The following is a 16,265-nucleotide window of genomic DNA, read 5'->3' on the forward strand; positions in this document are numbered from 1 at the left end:
CCGCCGTGCGATGAAGCGTGGCAAAGTCGCGGTGCTGAAAAAGCCAGCGTGCATGTCCGCGTCACCGTCATGGGTCATCTGCGTCGTCGGCCCCGGCCACACAAGTCTGGTTCCGTCCTCCCCGCTTTGCCTCATATAGCGCTCTGTCTGCGGCCATAACCAGATTAAGGCTGTCTCCGCCACTGTCCGGTCGTTGCGCCGCCACTCCGCAGCTAACCGTGACAATGCCGGCGGGGGACGCGATGTGCGGAATCTGGAGACTTTCAACGGCCTGCCGGATACGCTCGGAAACTACGCGTGCTCCATCCGGGTCCGTGTCCTTCAGAATCAACGCAAACTCATCCCCACCGTAGCGCGCGACGATGTCTCCAGTACGTTTCGCCGAGGATGCAATAGCTTGCGCTACCCCGCGCAAACATTCATCGCCAGCCTGATGGCCATATCGGTCGTTGTAGCTCTTGTATCTGTCGACATCGACCATGATAACCGCGACAAAACCGCGGGCTTTTTTGCGGGCGTCATGCTGCGATTGAAGTGCCAGTTCGCGGTCAAAGTATCGGCGGTTAAAAACGCCGGTCAGTCCGTCCCGGAAGGCAAACGCATGCAATTGACTTCGTTCATCTGCAAGGCGCTGCTCTGCCGCCCGGCGCTCCGTAATGTCGTGCGCTGTCGCCGTGAGTGCCTGGGGCTTGCCGCGAATCCCTTCGATGACAGGGCGAAGGTACATTTCCATCCATAGGACCCGGCCATCCGTGCGCTGGAAGCGAATCACCCGGGAAGCCTCGGTCGCACCCATCGCCATGCTCTCAATTGCTGTAGCAAGGGCATCGCGGTCGTCGGACAGAACCAGGTCCGGGAGGTGCAAACCGACAAGGTTTTCAGGGGCAATTCCTGTCACGGCCATAGCGCGTGGTGAAACGTACGTAAGCCTGCCATCGAGCGCCATGCTCATGACGACATCGGTCGCATTCTCTGCCAGTATCCGATATCGCTGCTCGAGGTCACGGAGCACTGCAAGGAGGCGGCTACGCCGCGCCTGCGTGGCGCTGATAGGTACTGCAATGCCCAACGCAGCGACGAGAAAAAGTTGCAGCTCAAAGATACGGCTTTGCATGCCCCCATAGGGAAACGTCGAGAGTGGTCCCGACCCGCGAACGGTGAACGACACCGCAATGCCCAGGCACAGGAGCAATCCAACCATCAAGCCTGCGAGGTCTGCCTGAAACGCCAGCAGCACAATGGGCGGGAGCGCCCAGTACAACAGCGGAAAGTGGTTTTGCCCGGATACGGCCGTCGTGATGACGCAAACCAGGAGCAGGAGGCACCCTGTCTTCCGCCCGCGCTCGCCCCGCAGCAGTTGAGTCACCTCCCCGGTCCAGAAGACGACAGCGGCGGGCGTCAATATGGCGAGGTTCAAGGCATCCGAGAGGAACCAGTTACGAAAATTTTGCAGCGCGTGGCCAACTGGCTGTCCGTGCAGCATCGCGGCCACCAGCAGTCCGGACGCAGCCGGCGCGAGCAACACTGCACCGGCCATGAATTTCACGAGAGACTTCGGACAAAACAGTTCGGCGACCGTCGAGAGAGGTGGGGCGAATGCCAACGCAACCAGCACCTCGAGGAGGTTGGCGCACAGATACGAGACGGACACAAATAGACGTTCACCAGCCAGAAGGCTGGCGCTTAGATAGCCCAGTACGCCCCCGGCAAATGCCCACCATCGCTGTCTGTGCGGTGGCACCATCATTTGCGCAAGCAGGGCGGCATTGGTCAGCCAGATTGGAGCGAGTTCTCCGGCCGTCGCCTTGAGCGTCCTGCTGACAAGGCTCGTCACCGTCGTCACCGCCAATGCGAGCACCAGGGCCCGGACAGCGTTAGCCCAGCCTGGTGACAGCATTGCTTCGACCCGTGCGCTCGACCGGGTAGGCGCTTTCTCGGATGGCTGCCCCAATTGTCTTCTCTCAGGTTCTTCATATTGCGAACTCGGGCCGACGCCTTCTTGAATCGCGTCGTTCCGCGCGGAGAAGCACCAACATCCAAGCTGCTTTCGGTTCAACGCAGGAAGTGCACCTCGTCAGCTTATGCTCCTGCGTAACCTCAAACCCAATGGCTTACTCGGATACTGAGCGGAGTACCCGAAGCTTGCGCACTAGCGTAGGGAGTTGCTGCAGATGTGCAAGACATTCGCCAGGCTGACTCGGACAGAACCTTCACATTCTGCCGACCATTTACCACGTTAAGTGGAGGGATGGAGGTCGTTGACCGAACTATGCCTTGCTGAAAGGCCGCCGGCAGGCCTCCTAAAGAGGGCGCTTTGCAATCAGCGCGTAGTAATTGTACCCAGCGAAGAAGGTGTTCTTTTCACTAGCCTCTCGTTGGCTGGCGACAAACGCCTCGACCTCCTGAGGCGTGGCTACACCTGTCTTCGGCAAAAGGACGGAGAACGACTGCAGCGCCGCGAGGAAGAAGTCGGCCCGTCCAATCTCGGTGAGAACCCAACCCCGACTATCGGCCAGCTCGAGCCCGACATCGCGAAGAAGATGGGGCATGGTTCGCATGACGCGCGGGTTAGTGATTAACGCGGTGATTATTCTTTCGTCCATTTCGCGGTCCGGTCCGAATGTCAGCGTGGCGTAGTCCCCGTCAAATATGATGACCGTGCCGCCGGGCCTAACCACTCGCGCTGCCTCTTGGAGTACTCTTTTAGGCTGCGGTACGTGACTGACCAACGTATGCGCAATGACAAGGTCGAAGAAGGCCGTAGTCAAATTCAAGCTTTGCGCATCGTCCACTAGCCACTCGACCCGCTCTCCGCGACCCTCTTGGGCGGCAAAAGCCTTTGCCCTGTTGATGAGCTCAGCGCTGATATCAATGGCGGTCACTTTTCCGTGGAAATCTGGGCGCCTGATAAGCTCACGCACTTCCACTCCAGTGCCACAGCCAAGAGCCAAGACATGCTCTGCGCCCCCAACATCGGCGACATCGAGGTACTCGTGCAGCATGCCCATATACCTCACGCTGCTAGAGCGGGCTTCGAGGCGAGCTGCTACAGCACCGATGGACTGTTCATCGAGCTCGTGGGTTCTACTATAAACGTCTAGCAATACCACAAGGTACTCCTTAACAGGGGCCAGCGAGCGCAGGTACATTGCCCGGGCACCACCGATGATTACAGTAGTCTAGTCCTGTTTTGGACAATCGTCGTGTCCGAGCGCTTGCAGGCAAGACTGAGGTTCAAATTCGTTTGCTTTTCCGTGCGAACGCTCTACTCTTCGATTGCCATCCTCAAACCGCGCAAAGCGTCGCATCCGCTCAATGTTTTGCCTATCCGAACGGGTCCAAGAAAGGGAGAAGAAAATGAAGACACCATCGAGAATTTTCGTCGGACTATTATCAGCCTCCGTGCTGGTGCTCGGCAGCGGTGCCGCCCCGGCGCAAGAGACTGGGACCGCGTCGAAAATGGAATAGAAAGTGTTCGCGGAAAATGAACAAGTGAAAGTCGCAGAGAACACTTTCAAGCCGGGAGCGGAAAGTCCGAACATCCCCCGACCGTTTCGCGTCGTGCGCGCCATCAAAGGGGGCAAATTTCAGCGTATTTACGCCGACGGTCGCAAAGAGGGCGGCCAGTACAAGACTGACGAAGTGAAAGTCCTTGATGCCAGCCCGCCATACATTCTTAAGAATGTCGTGGACAGTGAGCTTGTGCTTTACATCGTGTTCATAAAAAAATGAGAGACCCGCAGTCGTGAATTTTTTCATCGCACAATTATTCGTCAACGGGAGTGCGGCTGGACGGTGGTGCACGAACAGCGCGAGCGGGCCTCTACTGGTCAGCGTGCAGAGGAGGGATTGCCTGCCGGAAAGTGGTGTTGATAGGGCCGACGAAGCGCTCGACGTGCTCGCCGCCGGCGGTGCATTTGACTTCATCCCTTTCCGACGTGCAGATGCCCGCAAGATGAGCGGCATCGACCTTGCCGGGCAGGTCCGAAGAAGATGGACCGTAAAAATTGCTTGGGTAACCGGCTACCCGGACGAAATTGAACGGGCAAAACTCGGCGGCACCGTAGTCCTTGCAAAGCCTTTCAACATCGATGAATTGCGTGCGTGGCGCGTGAGTGCCTCCACCGCGAGGCCGAACGCATACCGTCTCGCCGCCTGACGGGTGGCGCAAATGCCGGCTTATTGGACCGCCGGAGTAAAGCTACGACACAAGGTTTTTTTGGCTGGAGAAAACCGGTGATAACGGCGCGGCGTCTTATGCGGCCCGCTCTGAATGTCAGGTTTCGCCTTTGTCGCTTGAGCGCGCCGGACTTGGTTTTACGTGGTTGCCGGCGCGCTCACAAGATGAACTTCGCAAGGAGTAAAGAGCGGCACAAGATGAACTTCGCAAAGAGTAAAGTGCGGCCCAAGCCGCAATTTAACTTTCCGTCAGAAGTCGTGTTGCAGACTAGAACTTTGCGGGGATGATGCCTATAACACAGCTTGCGGCTACACCTTACCGCCGCCGCCGACCTACAAAGTCCCACGGGCATCCTTGTGCACCGATGTCTGATTTGACGCGCGTCTGCCGACACTAAGCAATCATCCTTAGTGACTAACCCTTCTCTATAACTTCTCAATAAAGTCGCCCCCGGGTGAAACGGCTCCGCACCGGTGAACGGCTATTCGTTTGCTGTTTCCGACAAACACGTACCACTCGGAAGCGCATTTCCAGTTGCGGCGGACGCTGGCCTCATGGTCATTGGAGTTGCTGAACTTACTGGAGGTCGTCACCCGAGCGCCTTTGACAAGGAGGCAACATGAATGCTCGCCTGGCAATAGCAGTAAATGCCATATGGCTACTGGTCCAAACGGGCCCGGCGTATGCCTATTCTCAAGAGGAGGTCAACCTATTCGAGTCCCCGGCCCCGCAAGCGGACCCTTTGGCAGCACGGCAACAAGCCGGCCCGACCGGTGCGCCAAACGTCGAGTCGTCTTTCGACGGTATGCGAGCGTCACGCAGCCAATCGGGCGGGCAGCAGACGCTTCGTCCGACGTGCTCATCACGGCACACGTGTGACATTTTTTTTGGACACTAATCCCGCGGCGGTGCTGGGCACGACGGGAAAGCGTCTGACAGCATAACGGACGGCCCCGGAGCAGACGCCGAACACCACATCGCAGCTTTGCCCTCCGTCCGCGAAGCAAAATAGCTTGCGAGGCTGGACAACGAGTTGAGGTCGTCACATCGGCGATGGTGTGACGAGGCCCGGAAGGGGGTACTAGGGCAATATCGAGCGGTCCGACGCGGCGTTTTACCCGGATTGACCTACGTACCACGGCAGACTTCGACCTGTTTGCCTCAGCGCAGCAGGTTTCCAGACAGTGCAGGAGAATCAGAAGGTCAGCTTCGACGTGAAGACGGGTCAAAGGGCCAAGCAGGGCGCAATATCCAAGCGACATCATGTGTGGCTGTTCGTGAATAATCTACCGGAGAAACTGCAATGGACAACGTTTCGCGGGAAGAGAAGATTCGTGCGCGTGCCTACGAGCTCTGGGAAAAAGACGGCAGCCTCGAGGGATGCGCCGACGAGTACTAGGAGCAGGCCCGGGCCCAGATAGACGAGGAAGAGTCCGCCGCCAACGGGAGCGGAACTGACCCAAAGAGCCGGCTGCCTAAGTGACGGAAACCGGACGCTGAGGAGGAGCCGCGCCGTCGACCACCCAAGGGAGTCGTAACTTCTGTAGACGAACCGTTCGGCGGCGCCATGCACACGGCGCGTTCTTCCGTTGTTGCTGTGCGCCGTCTCCTGACCGGAACTCGACCTTGCAAATCACGCGGGACGCTTCTGCAACAGCGCCGCTATCAGTAGGCCTTGTTCATGCCGCCGCTGTCGGAAGCAGGTGCATCCATTCCTCCCTTCTTCTGCATCTTCGGCTTCGTCTGCTTTTGCGACATGTCGCCTGACTTCCCCATCGTGTTTGCGCCGGATGCGCCAGATGGTGACGCCGTGGCTCCGCTGGCATTCGGCGTTCCCATTCCGGTGCCGCCCTGGCCTCCCCCAGCGCCCCCACCACCACCTGTGCCCGCACCCTGCGCGTAGGCGGCGCTGGACAAACCCAAAATGAATACGGACAACAGCAATCCTTTCATGGCAACTCGCATGATGGTCCCCATCGTGTGCAAAGCGACCAGTCGGTGCAACCCCCGCTGCGTCGATTCGCGCAATTCCCGTGCCGCCTGCCCGTGGATATGTCCTTACTCATTCGTATCATCGAAGAGTCTCTCGGACATGCGAGCCATTCCATGGACGGGGACGGCGACCGTCGTTCGCAAGCTCGACGGCAGCCGTTTCACCAAGCTGTTTGGCCAGCGCAATCAAAGAGCCGTACGATGCTATTTCGTCGTGCTCCACTTTCTGCGCTGATGCGATGAGGGCCGTGTCGAGAACCAGGCCTTTCTCGATTTCGGCAATCTGCTCCTGGCCTTCTTCGACGAGACCCTCCATGGCAACGCACTTGATGCGCTTGAGTTTGATGCCGCTGGCCTCGACGACTTGGTCAATTCTTTCAATCTGGCCTTGCGTTTCTTCCAGGTGCGTCTCGAACGCCGACCGAAGGCCAGGACTGGTGGCCGCCCGCGCCATCTTGGGAAGTGACTTCGTCATCTGCTTTTCGGCACTATAAATGTCAGATAGCGAGGGCAGTGCCTTTCATAGCGTGGGGCCCGAGCTGCACATTCGCCGGAGCAGTCTGCTCCGAGACCCGGACGCCCGATAGGGTGCGGCGTGGCCGATGCAGCGCCCCGCTGTTCGTGGTTAAAACGAGCCCGAATACGCTACCGAATTCACTGACGGTACGTCCGGCCACCGGTAGCTCGTGACGTCGGGCTTTCTACGAGAAGTGACATGTTCGTGCACAACAAACGGCTTCAGTACACCGTCCGCGTGGCAGCGCCAAATCCAGGCCTCGCCAATCTGTTACTGGAACAATTCGGCGGGCCGCAAGGCGAACTGGCTGCCGCCTGCAGGTATTTCACACAGGCAGTCGGCGAAGACGACCCGGGCCGCAAAGATTTATTGTTTGACATTGCCACGGAGGAATTGAGCCACCTCGAAATTATCGGCTCTATCGTGGCGATGCTGAACAAGGGCACGAAGGGGCAGCTCGAGGAAGGGGTCGAAGCGGAGGCCCAGCTCTCCCGGTCGCTTACGGGAGGCGGCAACGACTCTCACACGACCAGACTCCTGGACGGCGGCGGCCCGGCTCTCACCCACTCGGCTGGCGTTCCGTGGAGCGCAGCATATATCGACACTACCGGTGACCCAACGGCGGACCCACGCTCAAACATACACGAAGTAGCCTTCCGCGGAGGTCTCTGGGAATAACACGGGCTTGAGCGCACGGTCGTTGGTCATGGGACACCTGTCGGCGAGCATCTCCCGATTCTATCCGGGTGAGTGGGCGCGGCGCCGCGCGCCCTATGTGACGTGCTTCCGCCATGTCGAGGACGCGACGCTCATGCGCGCATACGCTTGGTCAACAGTCCGAGCGCGACAGAAGTGGATTGCCCGCCGTGATGCTTTCGCTCGTCTTCCCGCAGGAAGAACGGCACCTGGTCGCCGACGCTCGTAGACGGATGAGGAAAGCTGCCGAGGAACTGGTCCTGCCTGATGAGCGCCGCGTCGACGCAGTGTTGCAAGGCGGCGTGCGGCGTGCGGCGTGGGCCCGAGGCCGACGTAGAGCGAGTGCGCATTCATGCGCGGTATCGAGGACAGGAACACCTCCTCGAACTGTTGCCGGTAGATGCGCGACTTCATCACCTGGTCGAAACCACCGGCGAACAACCGCGCTATGGAGGCGTCGCGTTCGCTGCGCCGGTCGCCCGTTCATTCTGTCGCGCGTCGTTCGTGGCCGGCAATCACGCAGCAAGTTTGACGTCACGCCCGCAGTAGCGGCAGACGTTTGCATCATGCTTGACGAATTCGGCACAATGGCCGCATTTCTTCATTCCATCAGCCAGATGTTGTCGCTCGATACCGGATGGACTGGACCTCATGAGTAGTGAGTGAGGCAGAGCAACAATGAACAGTGCTGCTCCATACAGCCACCAGGCGCCGAAGGAACGGCCTTTCCCTTTGGCAACTGCTGCCGGTATCAGACCAAGTAGAACCGCTATCCACCGGCACCGCGCCTGACCCGGCGCGTCCGCGTCTTCGCCGACTAGAGTATCCAAAGATTCGCGGAAGCTACGCCCTGAGAGTATCGTGGTGTGATGGTCTCGTTTCCGATGCGCAATCCGGCTCATCGGAAGCGGCTAGCAGCACCCTACATGTTCGATGGAGGCGGCGATGAGCAAAGGGACAGGCGGCAGCCAAGGTGGCGCGCGCGGCAACTCGGGCGGTGCATCGAAGGGCTCGTCCAGCGGGGCCAAATCGGCCGGGAGCGGCGGCCGGTCGGGAAGTGGCTCTTCAGGTGGCAATTGGCCGAGTACGACTGGAAATCCGTCAGGCGGTGGGCGCGGCAACGCTGCACCTCGCGGGAATCGATGATGAGCCGCTCGCTGAGGTCGCAAACGGGCCCCGCGGATGTTGCGAGGCGCTTTTTTCGCGGGACCGCGGCCGGCTTGCTGGTATCGGCACGACAGTTCAACCGCGGCCGGCATCTAACCTGCGGCCGGATACAAATGAAGGGCGCGTTGGAGGCTCATCGACTCAAACGAATCCTTTACCGACAGCGCCGAGGTAGCGTGAAGGTGAAGAAGTGCATCAAGCGCACTATGGAGTTCGCTGCTAACACCAATGATGTCGGCGGCATCGAGCATGCCGCAACACACGGAGATGGCCCTCGCACATCCCCATGCCATTTTCTTTATGAGAATGTGAGCATCGCAGGGTCCCATACGCTCGCGAGAGTCCGATATCGCTTGATGCACTATAGGGAAGCAAAATCTCGTTTCTTGCTCCTCTATAGTGCAGCAGACATCGTCCAAGTTCATGGTCTCGGGGCTCACCACCAGTCCGCAGAAATAATTTTTCAGCCAAATCTCCAACGACCGCAGGCAGGTTTTAGAGAGCGCGCTTTCAAATGCGAAATCATCAATCCTGTTGCGCGGTATACATAGTGCTGCCTATTCTGCGGTGCAGCCGCGCGACTGGTCGGACATCAACGGCAGCGGTCGCGGGACAGCCGGTACTGTGGGATAGCCTTGAGATACCGGACAGGGTGGCGAAGTTAGCGCCCTGAGGCGAACGGCTGACGGGCGACGCTGGCTCCGAGGGGCATCTCATGATGCTTGGAACGTGTCTGAAGGCCTCGCTCAGGATAAGGCGGGGCTCAACTTCACCAAAGGGCATTCACAAAAAGACAGGACGTTTGCTAGAGGGAAATGCGTTGCAGAACGCCGCTGGGTCTCTGCATGAAACGATGCTTACAAGGCGCGCTATCTGATTTCAATGCACAACGGCATGACCGTCCGGTGCGACGGCGAGGAATGGGCGCTTGATTTCGGCTAGGACCTGAAAATGATTGGCGCCACGTTTGAAGATGGCTGGAATCGAGACCCAACGCCTCAAGCAGTAGCTGCTTGCCGAGTCGCGCGAACTCGGCAATCATCGAGAAGAATGGTTAAGAGGGCCTTCGAGGTCGATAGATGCAAACTGAGAAATACCGTGGATACACGCTGTGGGGTCATGCCATCTTGCAGCAGGAAGGCATCCCACAGCCGGCGAAATTCGCAGGGAGCGGCACGGTCACGCGCGACACCACGGTCGTCGAGGTATCCGGGGTGCTCGGCGCTTTCGATACTGACGAAGAAGCAGAGCTGGTAGGCCTTTCGTGGTGTCGGGCGTGGGTAGATAGCCACGGCTAGCGCGGAGGCGGCTTCTGCGACTCTTGTGGACTAAGCTTCTGTAGCGCGGCCAGAAAGAAGCGCGTCAGTCGCCGAAGAAAAGTGTTTATCGGAACATTGGCGCGGCCGGTGGCCTGGTATCAAGAAGTTTCATCAAGCTTGATACTTCTCAAAAACCGTGAAACTACCGTCGTTTGTCTTCCTGCCTACGCTTCCATGGCCGCGGGCACCCATGGCGCCGCCAAGCTGCATCAGCGCGGACCAATCAGATACTGCTCGTCCGTGACAGGCTCCAGCCAGTAGACGTTTTTGCCGTCCAGTGCTTCCTGAATCGCTATGTGCGTCATCGAGGTGGTCGGAGACGCGCCATGCCAATGCTTGTGACCCGGCGGGCACCAGATGACGTCGCCAGCGCGAATCTCGTCAATTGACTCGCCTTCACACTGCGTCCAACCGCAGCCTGCCGTCACGATGAGTGTTTGACCGAGCGGATGGGTATGCCAGTTCGAGCGAGCGCCGGGCTCGAATGTGACGCTTGCGCATGAGACACGCGCAGGCGGTTCCGGTGCATTCAGTGGGTCGATGCGCACAGTTCCAGTGAACCATTCAGCCGGGCCTTTTATCGACGGCTGCGAACCAGGTCGCTTCAAATGCATGTGTTACTCCTTATTCGGTTGATGTTGGAAAGAGCTCTTTGAGCTTCGTCACGGCGGACATCGCACTTGGCCATCCAGCGTAGAAGGCAAGATGCGTCGTCATCTCAACGAGTTCGTCGTGTGTGACGCCGTTTCTGATGGCAAGTGGAAAGTGAAAGCTCATCTGCTCAACCTTCCCAAGAGCGATGAGCGCCGCGCATGTCACGAGGCTGCGGTCTCGCTTCGACAATTGGGGCCTCTCCCACACATCGCCGAAGAGGACCTCATCACTTAGCTCAGCCAGCTTCGGAGCAACGGCACCGAAGGCTTGGCGAGCGGCCGTAGGTTTGTCCGACATATAGCTCCCAATATCAAAGATTACTCAAGGGGAATTCTGAATGCCGATGCACTCGTCTACTAGAGCGTAAAATCGGCATAGACTTATGAATGAGGTGCATGAATGCTACGTGAGAACGTAACTGACCTTCTTGCTTTCATTGCGGTTGCGCGCGAGGGAAGCTTCACTCGCGCCGCTGCCAAGCTGGGCATGTCCCAGAGTGCGCTCAGTCATTCGATGCGAGCATTGGAAGAACGGATGGGTGTCAAACTTCTCAGCCGCACTACCCGGAGCGTGGCGCCGACTGAAGCTGGCGAACGCCTGATGCAATCCGTTGCTCCACGGTTCGAAGAAATCGAAAGTGAACTCGCTGCGGTTGTAGAGACGCGTGACAAACCAGCTGGCTCCATCCGGATTACCGCCACGGACTATGCGATAGATACTGTCCTTTGGCCACGTCTCGCAAAGGTTCTTCCACAGTATCCGGATATAAAGGTTGAACTGGTGGTCGACTACGGTCTCACGGACATTGTCACTGACCGCTTCGATATTGGCGTGCGATGGGGAGACCAGGTCGCCAAGGACATGATTGCGGTGAGGATAGGTCAAGACGCCCGGTTAGCTATCGTGGGGTCGCCGGGCTATCTTTCGAGGTGTCCCGCGCCGAAGCACCCAAAGGACCTCATAAATCACGATTGCATCAGGCTGCGCCTGCCAACGCGCGGCAGAGTCTATGCATGGGAGCTGAAAAAAGGCGCTCGAAACATCCAGGTGCGGGTCGATGGACAATTCACGTTTAACGGTGCGTATCAGATGTTGAACGCAGCAATCGACGGGGCAGGCCTGGCATTCGTGCCAGAGGACCTTGCGGAACCACATGTCGCCGCAGGTCGCCTGCTGTGGGTGCTGCCAGATTGGTATCCAACGTTCCCCGGACTGCACATCTTTTATCCCAATCGCCGTGAATACTCGAAGGCGCTGACTATCGTAGTGGACGCGTTACGGACAGCCCGCTAGTCGGCATCGCCCGCCTCAAGGTATGTGAGCAGTTCGGCTCGCGCGCGCAGGTCAAGATTTAGGTTTAGTGGTCTGCCCATGCCCATATTGTCGGCGGGCTCTGTCTAAGGTGGATTGTAGTAACGGAATGCTGCTATCGTTGGTCTATTTGCGGCAGGGGCGCTTTAACTTCGCTGACGTCAAGATGCGCGAGAGTTACCGCAACCCTAACAAGTTGGGCGACTGTATTTCGCGTGCTTGTAAAATACGTGCGACAAGCCAATGTTCAGGATTCGCCGTGAAATTCGATGGAATCATCTTTGATATCGACGGCACGCTGGTGGACAGCGAGACGCTGTCTGCCAAGGCAATCGGCCAGATTCTGGCTGATGCCGGTACGGCAGTAGCCGACGACGAGATACTCGAGCGTTTTCGAGGTTGTCGGTTTGCGCTATTTGCGCAGACCCTCCTCGAAGATTATCCGTGTCGAAGCATCGAAGACTTTACCCGGGAGTATCGAGTTCGAAGCGCTCAGCTGTTCTCGCGAGAGTTGAAACCGATGAACGGCGCGGTTGAGTTGGTAAGCGCAATTACCATTGAGAAATGCGTTGCATCGAATGGCCCGAGGGACAAGCTGGAGAAGTGCCTTGGAGTGACCGGGCTGCTGCCTCACTTTACCGACCGGATAGTGAGCGCCTACGAAGTGCAGTCATGGAAGCCTGACCCGGGGCTGATTCTGCACGCTTCCTCGTTGATGGGCATCGACCCGGGTCGGTGTTTGCTGGTCGAACATAGCCTCGCTGGCGCTCAGGCAGGACTCGAAGCTGGAGTATTTGTAGTCGGCTATCGGCTGAACCCATCACGCGGAAGACGTTGGGTCAGCCCGTACCAGTGATTCAAGAACTGGCCGAGCTGCGGGACTACCTTCAGCTACATTGAAGCAACGGCTCGTTTGTAGCGTTCCCCCCTGTTGATAAGGACATTGACCTCTCTCCGGCTTCGCAAATCCCATAAACGGAGGAAATCACACTGGACAACGACGCCGCTGCTTCACACAGGTCAAGGCAAACGGAACGCACGCTCAGCGCGTTGGCCGTCGCGTGCCTGCGAGTAGCATGCCGTCGACAACGCGCTGCGCAGCGCCACAGCCGCGCATGAGTGGTTCGGCTTCGGTAGCGAACGGACAGCCATTGTCCCAACCGAAGCGCGACGGCTGAATCGTTGCGGAACCGGTGCGTTGGAAAATGTGGACGACGGCGACGTATCCGACCGGCACGGAAAGACCTCTTGCTCGAGGAATTCCGCCGACGGACTCCATCGCCGCCTCAATGGTGAAATCTCTTTAACCGTATGTCCGATGCATGGGGAGACCGCCCTCGATTGCGCCTTCGTGCAATGTCTTCGCTCTCGCCCATCATGCAGGTGCTCCAGCGCCACATTGTGAGCGCCAGAGCCACGAGATTTCGAGCCGCGCTTTTCCCCGTCGGGTTCGATGCCAAACCCAAGTGCAGACCACCATTCCGCGAAAAGTCTGCACCGGTAGCGAACCCCGCTTTGTCGCTCGCAACCCAGGAGATGGCGGTATCGCGAAGCACGGGGCATCGACTGCCGCTGCTCCGGCGTGCCGCGCGTCAATCAAGATGAGAGGAGCGCGTCAGTCAGGATGAGAGAACGGGCATGGCGGCAGCGGGAACGGGCGTAGCCCGGAACCGCTGCCGCCATGCCGCGCCAGGAGGCGACCTTCACCGGGAGCTTTTTTGGTAGTCGCGGTAGATCGGGTATGAACAAACCTTCCATGCCATGGGAGGTGCGCCGTGCCCGGACGCCACGTCAACGACCACCAGATGAGGCTCTACATGAAGCACAGACTCAAGGAAGCGCCACCCGAGGCGGCTGCCCGGGCCGGGTTTAGCGTCGCCACCGCCTACCGCATCGAAGAGGATCCACGGTTGCCATCGCAGAAGAAGGCGCCGCGCGAGCGCCGGCGCGCGGATCCGTTGGCCGGGATTTTCGACGCGGAGATTGTTCCACTACTGACCTCCGCTCCAGGCATCCGGCCCGTTGCAGTATTGGAAGAGATGCTTCGGCGCCATCCGCAGCTCTCACGTGACGTGCGCCGCACACTGGAGCGGCGCATCCGCGTCTGGCGGGCACTGCATGGCGAGGAACGCGAGGTCATGTTTCGCCAGGTACATCAGCCCGGTCGGCTCGGGCTGTCCGATTTCACCGAGATGCAGGCTCTCGGCGTCACCGTGGCCGGCGCCGCGCTGGACCATCGCCTGTATCACTTCCGTCTGGCCTGCTCGGGCTTTGAACACGCTCACGTCATTCTCGGTGGCGAGAGTTATGTTGCCCTCGCCGAAGGGCTTCAGAACGCGCTCTGGGCACTTGGCGCAGCACCGCTCGAGCATCGCAGCGACAGTCTGTCGGCGGCGTTTCGCAATCTGGATCGCGATGCGCGCGACGATCTGACCACGCGTTACGAAGCCCTATGTGCTCACTACGGCATGCAGCCCACGCGCAACAACCGTGGAGTCGCACACGAGAACGGCGCCATTGAGAGTCCTCATGGTCACCTCAAGAGTGCGATCCGCGACGCGCTGCTGCTGCGCGGCAGCGTCGAGTTCATCGACCTTGCCGCTTATCGCTGCTTCATCGACGAGATCGTCAGCCGCATCAACGCGCGTAATGGCAAGCGCATCAAGGCGGAAGTGCCGTTCCTGCAGCTTCTGCCCAACACGCGCACCAGCGATTACGAGGAAACGCGTGTCTACATCACCTCCACCGGCGGTTTCGTATTGCGCAAGGTCTTCTATTCCGTTCCGTCGCGGCTGATCGGCCACCGGTTGCGGGTGCGGCTGTACGACGACCGGCTGGAACTGTTCCTGGGCGGCACGGCCCTGATGACGTTGCGGCGTGGCCGCCCAGGCACCAGCGGCAAGCATGGCCACGTCATTGACTACCGGCATGTCATTCACGCGCTGCGCCGCAAGCCGATGGCGCTGCTCAACCTTGTGTACCGCGACCAGCTGTTCCCGCGCGAGGCCTATCGGCTGACCTTCGATCGCCTGTGCGAGCAACTGTCCTCGCGCGCGGCGTGCAAGACCATGGTGGAGTTGCTGAGCCTGGCTCACGAGCGCGCCTGCGAGGCCGAGCTGGCCCATGCGCTCGAACAGAACCTGGCCGATGGTCGACTACCCGATCTGGACGAACTGCGCTCGCGTTTTGCTCCGGATCCGGCAGCTGTCCCACAAGTGCACGTACAACTGGCTTCGTTGCGCGACTACGAAGCCCTGCTTACCCTGGATCAGGAGATGACAGCATGAGCCACGATTTCGATGCTACCCGCCTGTCGCTGCTGCTCAACGATTTGCGGCTACCCGCTGTCAAACAGATCTGGCCAGCCTTCGCCGAGCGCGCCGACAAGGAGGGCTGGCCCGCGGCACGCCTGATCATGGCGCTGGCCGAACACGAGATTGCCGAACGCGATAGACGTCGTATTGAACGCCATCTGAAGGAGGCCCGGCTGCTACCGGGCAAGACGCTGGAGACCTTCGATTTCGATGCAGTGCCAATGATCTCCAAAGCACAGGTCTCGGCACTGTGTGCCGGCGATGGGTGGCTGCGCAACGGCGCCAACCTGATCATGGTCGGGACGCCTGGCGGCGGCAAGTCGCACCTGTCGTCGGCCATCGGACTGAGCCTGCTGGACAAAGGCTGGAAGGTCCTGTTCACCCGCACCTCCGACCTTGTGCAGCGGCTCCAGGTTGCACGTCGCGAGCTGGCGCTCGAAGCCGCCATCAACCGTCTGAACCGCTTCGACCTGCTCATTCTCGACGACTTTGCATACGTCACCAAGGATCAGGCCGAAACCTCCGTGTTATTCGAGCTGATCAGCGCCCGATACGAATGCCGATCCCTTCTTCTAACCGCCAACCAGCCGTTTGGTGACTGGAACAAGGTCTTCCCCGACCCCGCCATGACGCTGGCCGCGGTCGACCGGCTGGTCCATCATTCGACCATCTTCGAGATGAATGTCGAAAGCTACCGGCGGCGCACCGCCATGCAGCGCAAACAGCAGGGGCCAGGACGCCCTGCGCGCTATGCCACGCCAAACAATGTCGGCATGCCTGCGACTCCAGAGAACGAATCATGACACGCGTCGCCTGACGCACACTCTAATCCGACATTGCCCAGCGTCAATCAACGAACGCGCGTCAATCAACTTTAATCGCTTGTCAGCGTCAATCAACAACGGCATCATCAAGCTCGCCGCGACATTCTCATCCTGTTTGTCGCGCGCCTCTCATCCAGACTGTCGCGCCACACCGGCGATTCTGACGTCACTCTCGACCGGTTGGCTACGGGCGTGACCGGCAAAGGTAGGCGCGATGTCCCTAGCCATGCCATCCACTATAGAAATGCTTGCAATCACGTCACAAGCGAACGGACACGAAGCCGGAGGAAC

The 16,265-nt window shown here is 59.2% G+C and carries 15 protein-coding genes and 2 pseudogenes; 9 read left to right on the forward strand and 8 right to left on the reverse strand.

The annotated features are described in order from the left end of the window. Positions 1-67 precede the first annotated feature (67 nt). Positions 68-1,849 carry a bifunctional diguanylate cyclase/phosphodiesterase gene (locus RW095_RS14580; RefSeq protein WP_317019642.1) on the reverse strand — a complete coding sequence of 594 codons (1,782 nt, stop codon included), beginning with the start codon at positions 1,847-1,849 and terminating at the stop codon, positions 68-70. Between the two features lie 451 nt (positions 1,850-2,300). Next, positions 2,301-3,149, reverse strand: coding sequence for a methyltransferase domain-containing protein (locus RW095_RS14585; protein ID WP_317019643.1), 849 nt, complete (start codon positions 3,147-3,149; stop codon positions 2,301-2,303). 322 nt (positions 3,150-3,471) lie between these two features. Between RW095_RS14585 and RW095_RS14590 the strand changes: the two genes are divergently transcribed. The 3 genes from RW095_RS14590 to RW095_RS14600 all read left to right on the forward strand — a co-directional run bounded on the left by RW095_RS14590 (position 3,472) and on the right by RW095_RS14600 (position 5,579). After that, complete coding sequence (locus RW095_RS14590) at positions 3,472-3,732, forward strand: hypothetical protein (protein WP_317019644.1); 261 nt, start codon at positions 3,472-3,474, stop codon at positions 3,730-3,732. 13 nt (positions 3,733-3,745) lie between these two features. Further along, entirely contained in the window at positions 3,746-4,159 is a 414-nt protein-coding gene (locus RW095_RS14595; protein WP_317019645.1) for a hypothetical protein, read from the forward strand. Between the two features lie 1,324 nt (positions 4,160-5,483). Then, complete coding sequence (locus RW095_RS14600; RefSeq protein ID WP_317019646.1) at positions 5,484-5,579, forward strand: DUF2934 domain-containing protein; 96 nt, start codon at positions 5,484-5,486, stop codon at positions 5,577-5,579. Positions 5,580-5,845: 266 nt separating this feature from the next. On the opposite strand, the gene RW095_RS14605 is transcribed toward RW095_RS14600, so the two are convergent. Both RW095_RS14605 and RW095_RS14610 read right to left on the reverse strand, forming a co-directional pair. After that, entirely contained in the window at positions 5,846-6,133 is a 288-nt protein-coding gene (locus RW095_RS14605) for a hypothetical protein (RefSeq protein WP_317019647.1), read from the reverse strand. 118 nt (positions 6,134-6,251) lie between these two features. After that, positions 6,252-6,686, reverse strand: coding sequence for a YciE/YciF ferroxidase family protein (locus tag RW095_RS14610; RefSeq protein ID WP_394365150.1), 435 nt, complete (start codon positions 6,684-6,686; stop codon positions 6,252-6,254). 201 nt (positions 6,687-6,887) lie between these two features. On the opposite strand from RW095_RS14610, the pseudogene RW095_RS14615 reads away from it, so the two are divergent. After that, a pseudogene (locus RW095_RS14615) lies at positions 6,888-7,331 on the forward strand (manganese catalase family protein); the annotation flags it as partial. A 167-nt stretch (positions 7,332-7,498) separates the two neighbouring features. Here the strand turns inward: RW095_RS14615 and RW095_RS14620 are convergent. Then, positions 7,499-7,735 (reverse strand): hypothetical protein, encoded by a 237-nt coding sequence (locus tag RW095_RS14620; protein WP_317019649.1) that lies wholly within the window; start codon positions 7,733-7,735, stop codon positions 7,499-7,501. 1,896 nt (positions 7,736-9,631) lie between these two features. Between RW095_RS14620 and RW095_RS14625 the strand changes: the two genes are divergently transcribed. Then, on the forward strand, positions 9,632-9,850 hold the full coding sequence (locus tag RW095_RS14625) for a hypothetical protein (protein ID WP_317019650.1): 219 nt from the start codon (positions 9,632-9,634) through the stop codon (positions 9,848-9,850). 230 nt (positions 9,851-10,080) lie between these two features. On the opposite strand, the gene RW095_RS14630 is transcribed toward RW095_RS14625, so the two are convergent. Together RW095_RS14630 and RW095_RS14635 are read right to left on the reverse strand one after the other, a co-directional pair. Next, positions 10,081-10,485, reverse strand: a complete 405-nt coding sequence (locus RW095_RS14630) for a (R)-mandelonitrile lyase (protein ID WP_317019651.1) — start codon at positions 10,483-10,485, stop codon at positions 10,081-10,083. A gap of 10 nt (positions 10,486-10,495) precedes the next feature. Beyond that, positions 10,496-10,822: a carboxymuconolactone decarboxylase family protein gene (locus RW095_RS14635; RefSeq protein WP_317019652.1), complete on the reverse strand. Its 327-nt coding sequence runs from the start codon at positions 10,820-10,822 to the stop codon at positions 10,496-10,498. 102 nt (positions 10,823-10,924) lie between these two features. Between RW095_RS14635 and RW095_RS14640 the strand changes: the two genes are divergently transcribed. Both RW095_RS14640 and RW095_RS14645 read left to right on the forward strand, forming a co-directional pair. Next, positions 10,925-11,818 carry a LysR family transcriptional regulator gene (locus tag RW095_RS14640; RefSeq protein ID WP_317019653.1) on the forward strand — a complete coding sequence of 298 codons (894 nt, stop codon included), beginning with the start codon at positions 10,925-10,927 and terminating at the stop codon, positions 11,816-11,818. A 277-nt stretch (positions 11,819-12,095) separates the two neighbouring features. Beyond that, entirely contained in the window at positions 12,096-12,692 is a 597-nt protein-coding gene (locus tag RW095_RS14645) for an HAD-IA family hydrolase (protein WP_317019654.1), read from the forward strand. A 604-nt stretch (positions 12,693-13,296) separates the two neighbouring features. Here the strand turns inward: RW095_RS14645 and RW095_RS14650 are convergent. Continuing rightward, positions 13,297-13,371, reverse strand: a pseudogene (locus RW095_RS14650) (beta-ketoacyl-ACP reductase); the annotation flags it as partial. A gap of 240 nt (positions 13,372-13,611) precedes the next feature. On the opposite strand from RW095_RS14650, the gene istA reads away from it, so the two are divergent. Together istA and istB are read left to right on the forward strand one after the other, a co-directional pair. Continuing rightward, the gene (gene istA, locus RW095_RS14655; protein ID WP_449406524.1) at positions 13,612-15,123 is read left to right on the forward strand and encodes an IS21 family transposase; all 1,512 of its coding nucleotides are present in this window, start codon (positions 13,612-13,614) and stop codon (positions 15,121-15,123) included. Further along, positions 15,120-15,953 carry an IS21-like element helper ATPase IstB gene (gene istB, locus RW095_RS14660; RefSeq protein ID WP_317014949.1) on the forward strand — a complete coding sequence of 278 codons (834 nt, stop codon included), beginning with the start codon at positions 15,120-15,122 and terminating at the stop codon, positions 15,951-15,953. Before istA ends, istB begins: the two co-directional genes overlap by 4 nt. The last annotated feature ends 312 nt before the right edge of the window (positions 15,954-16,265 follow it).

The sequence above is a fragment of the Paraburkholderia kirstenboschensis genome (assembly GCF_032806925.1).
Lineage (GTDB): Bacteria > Pseudomonadota > Gammaproteobacteria > Burkholderiales > Burkholderiaceae > Paraburkholderia > Paraburkholderia kirstenboschensis.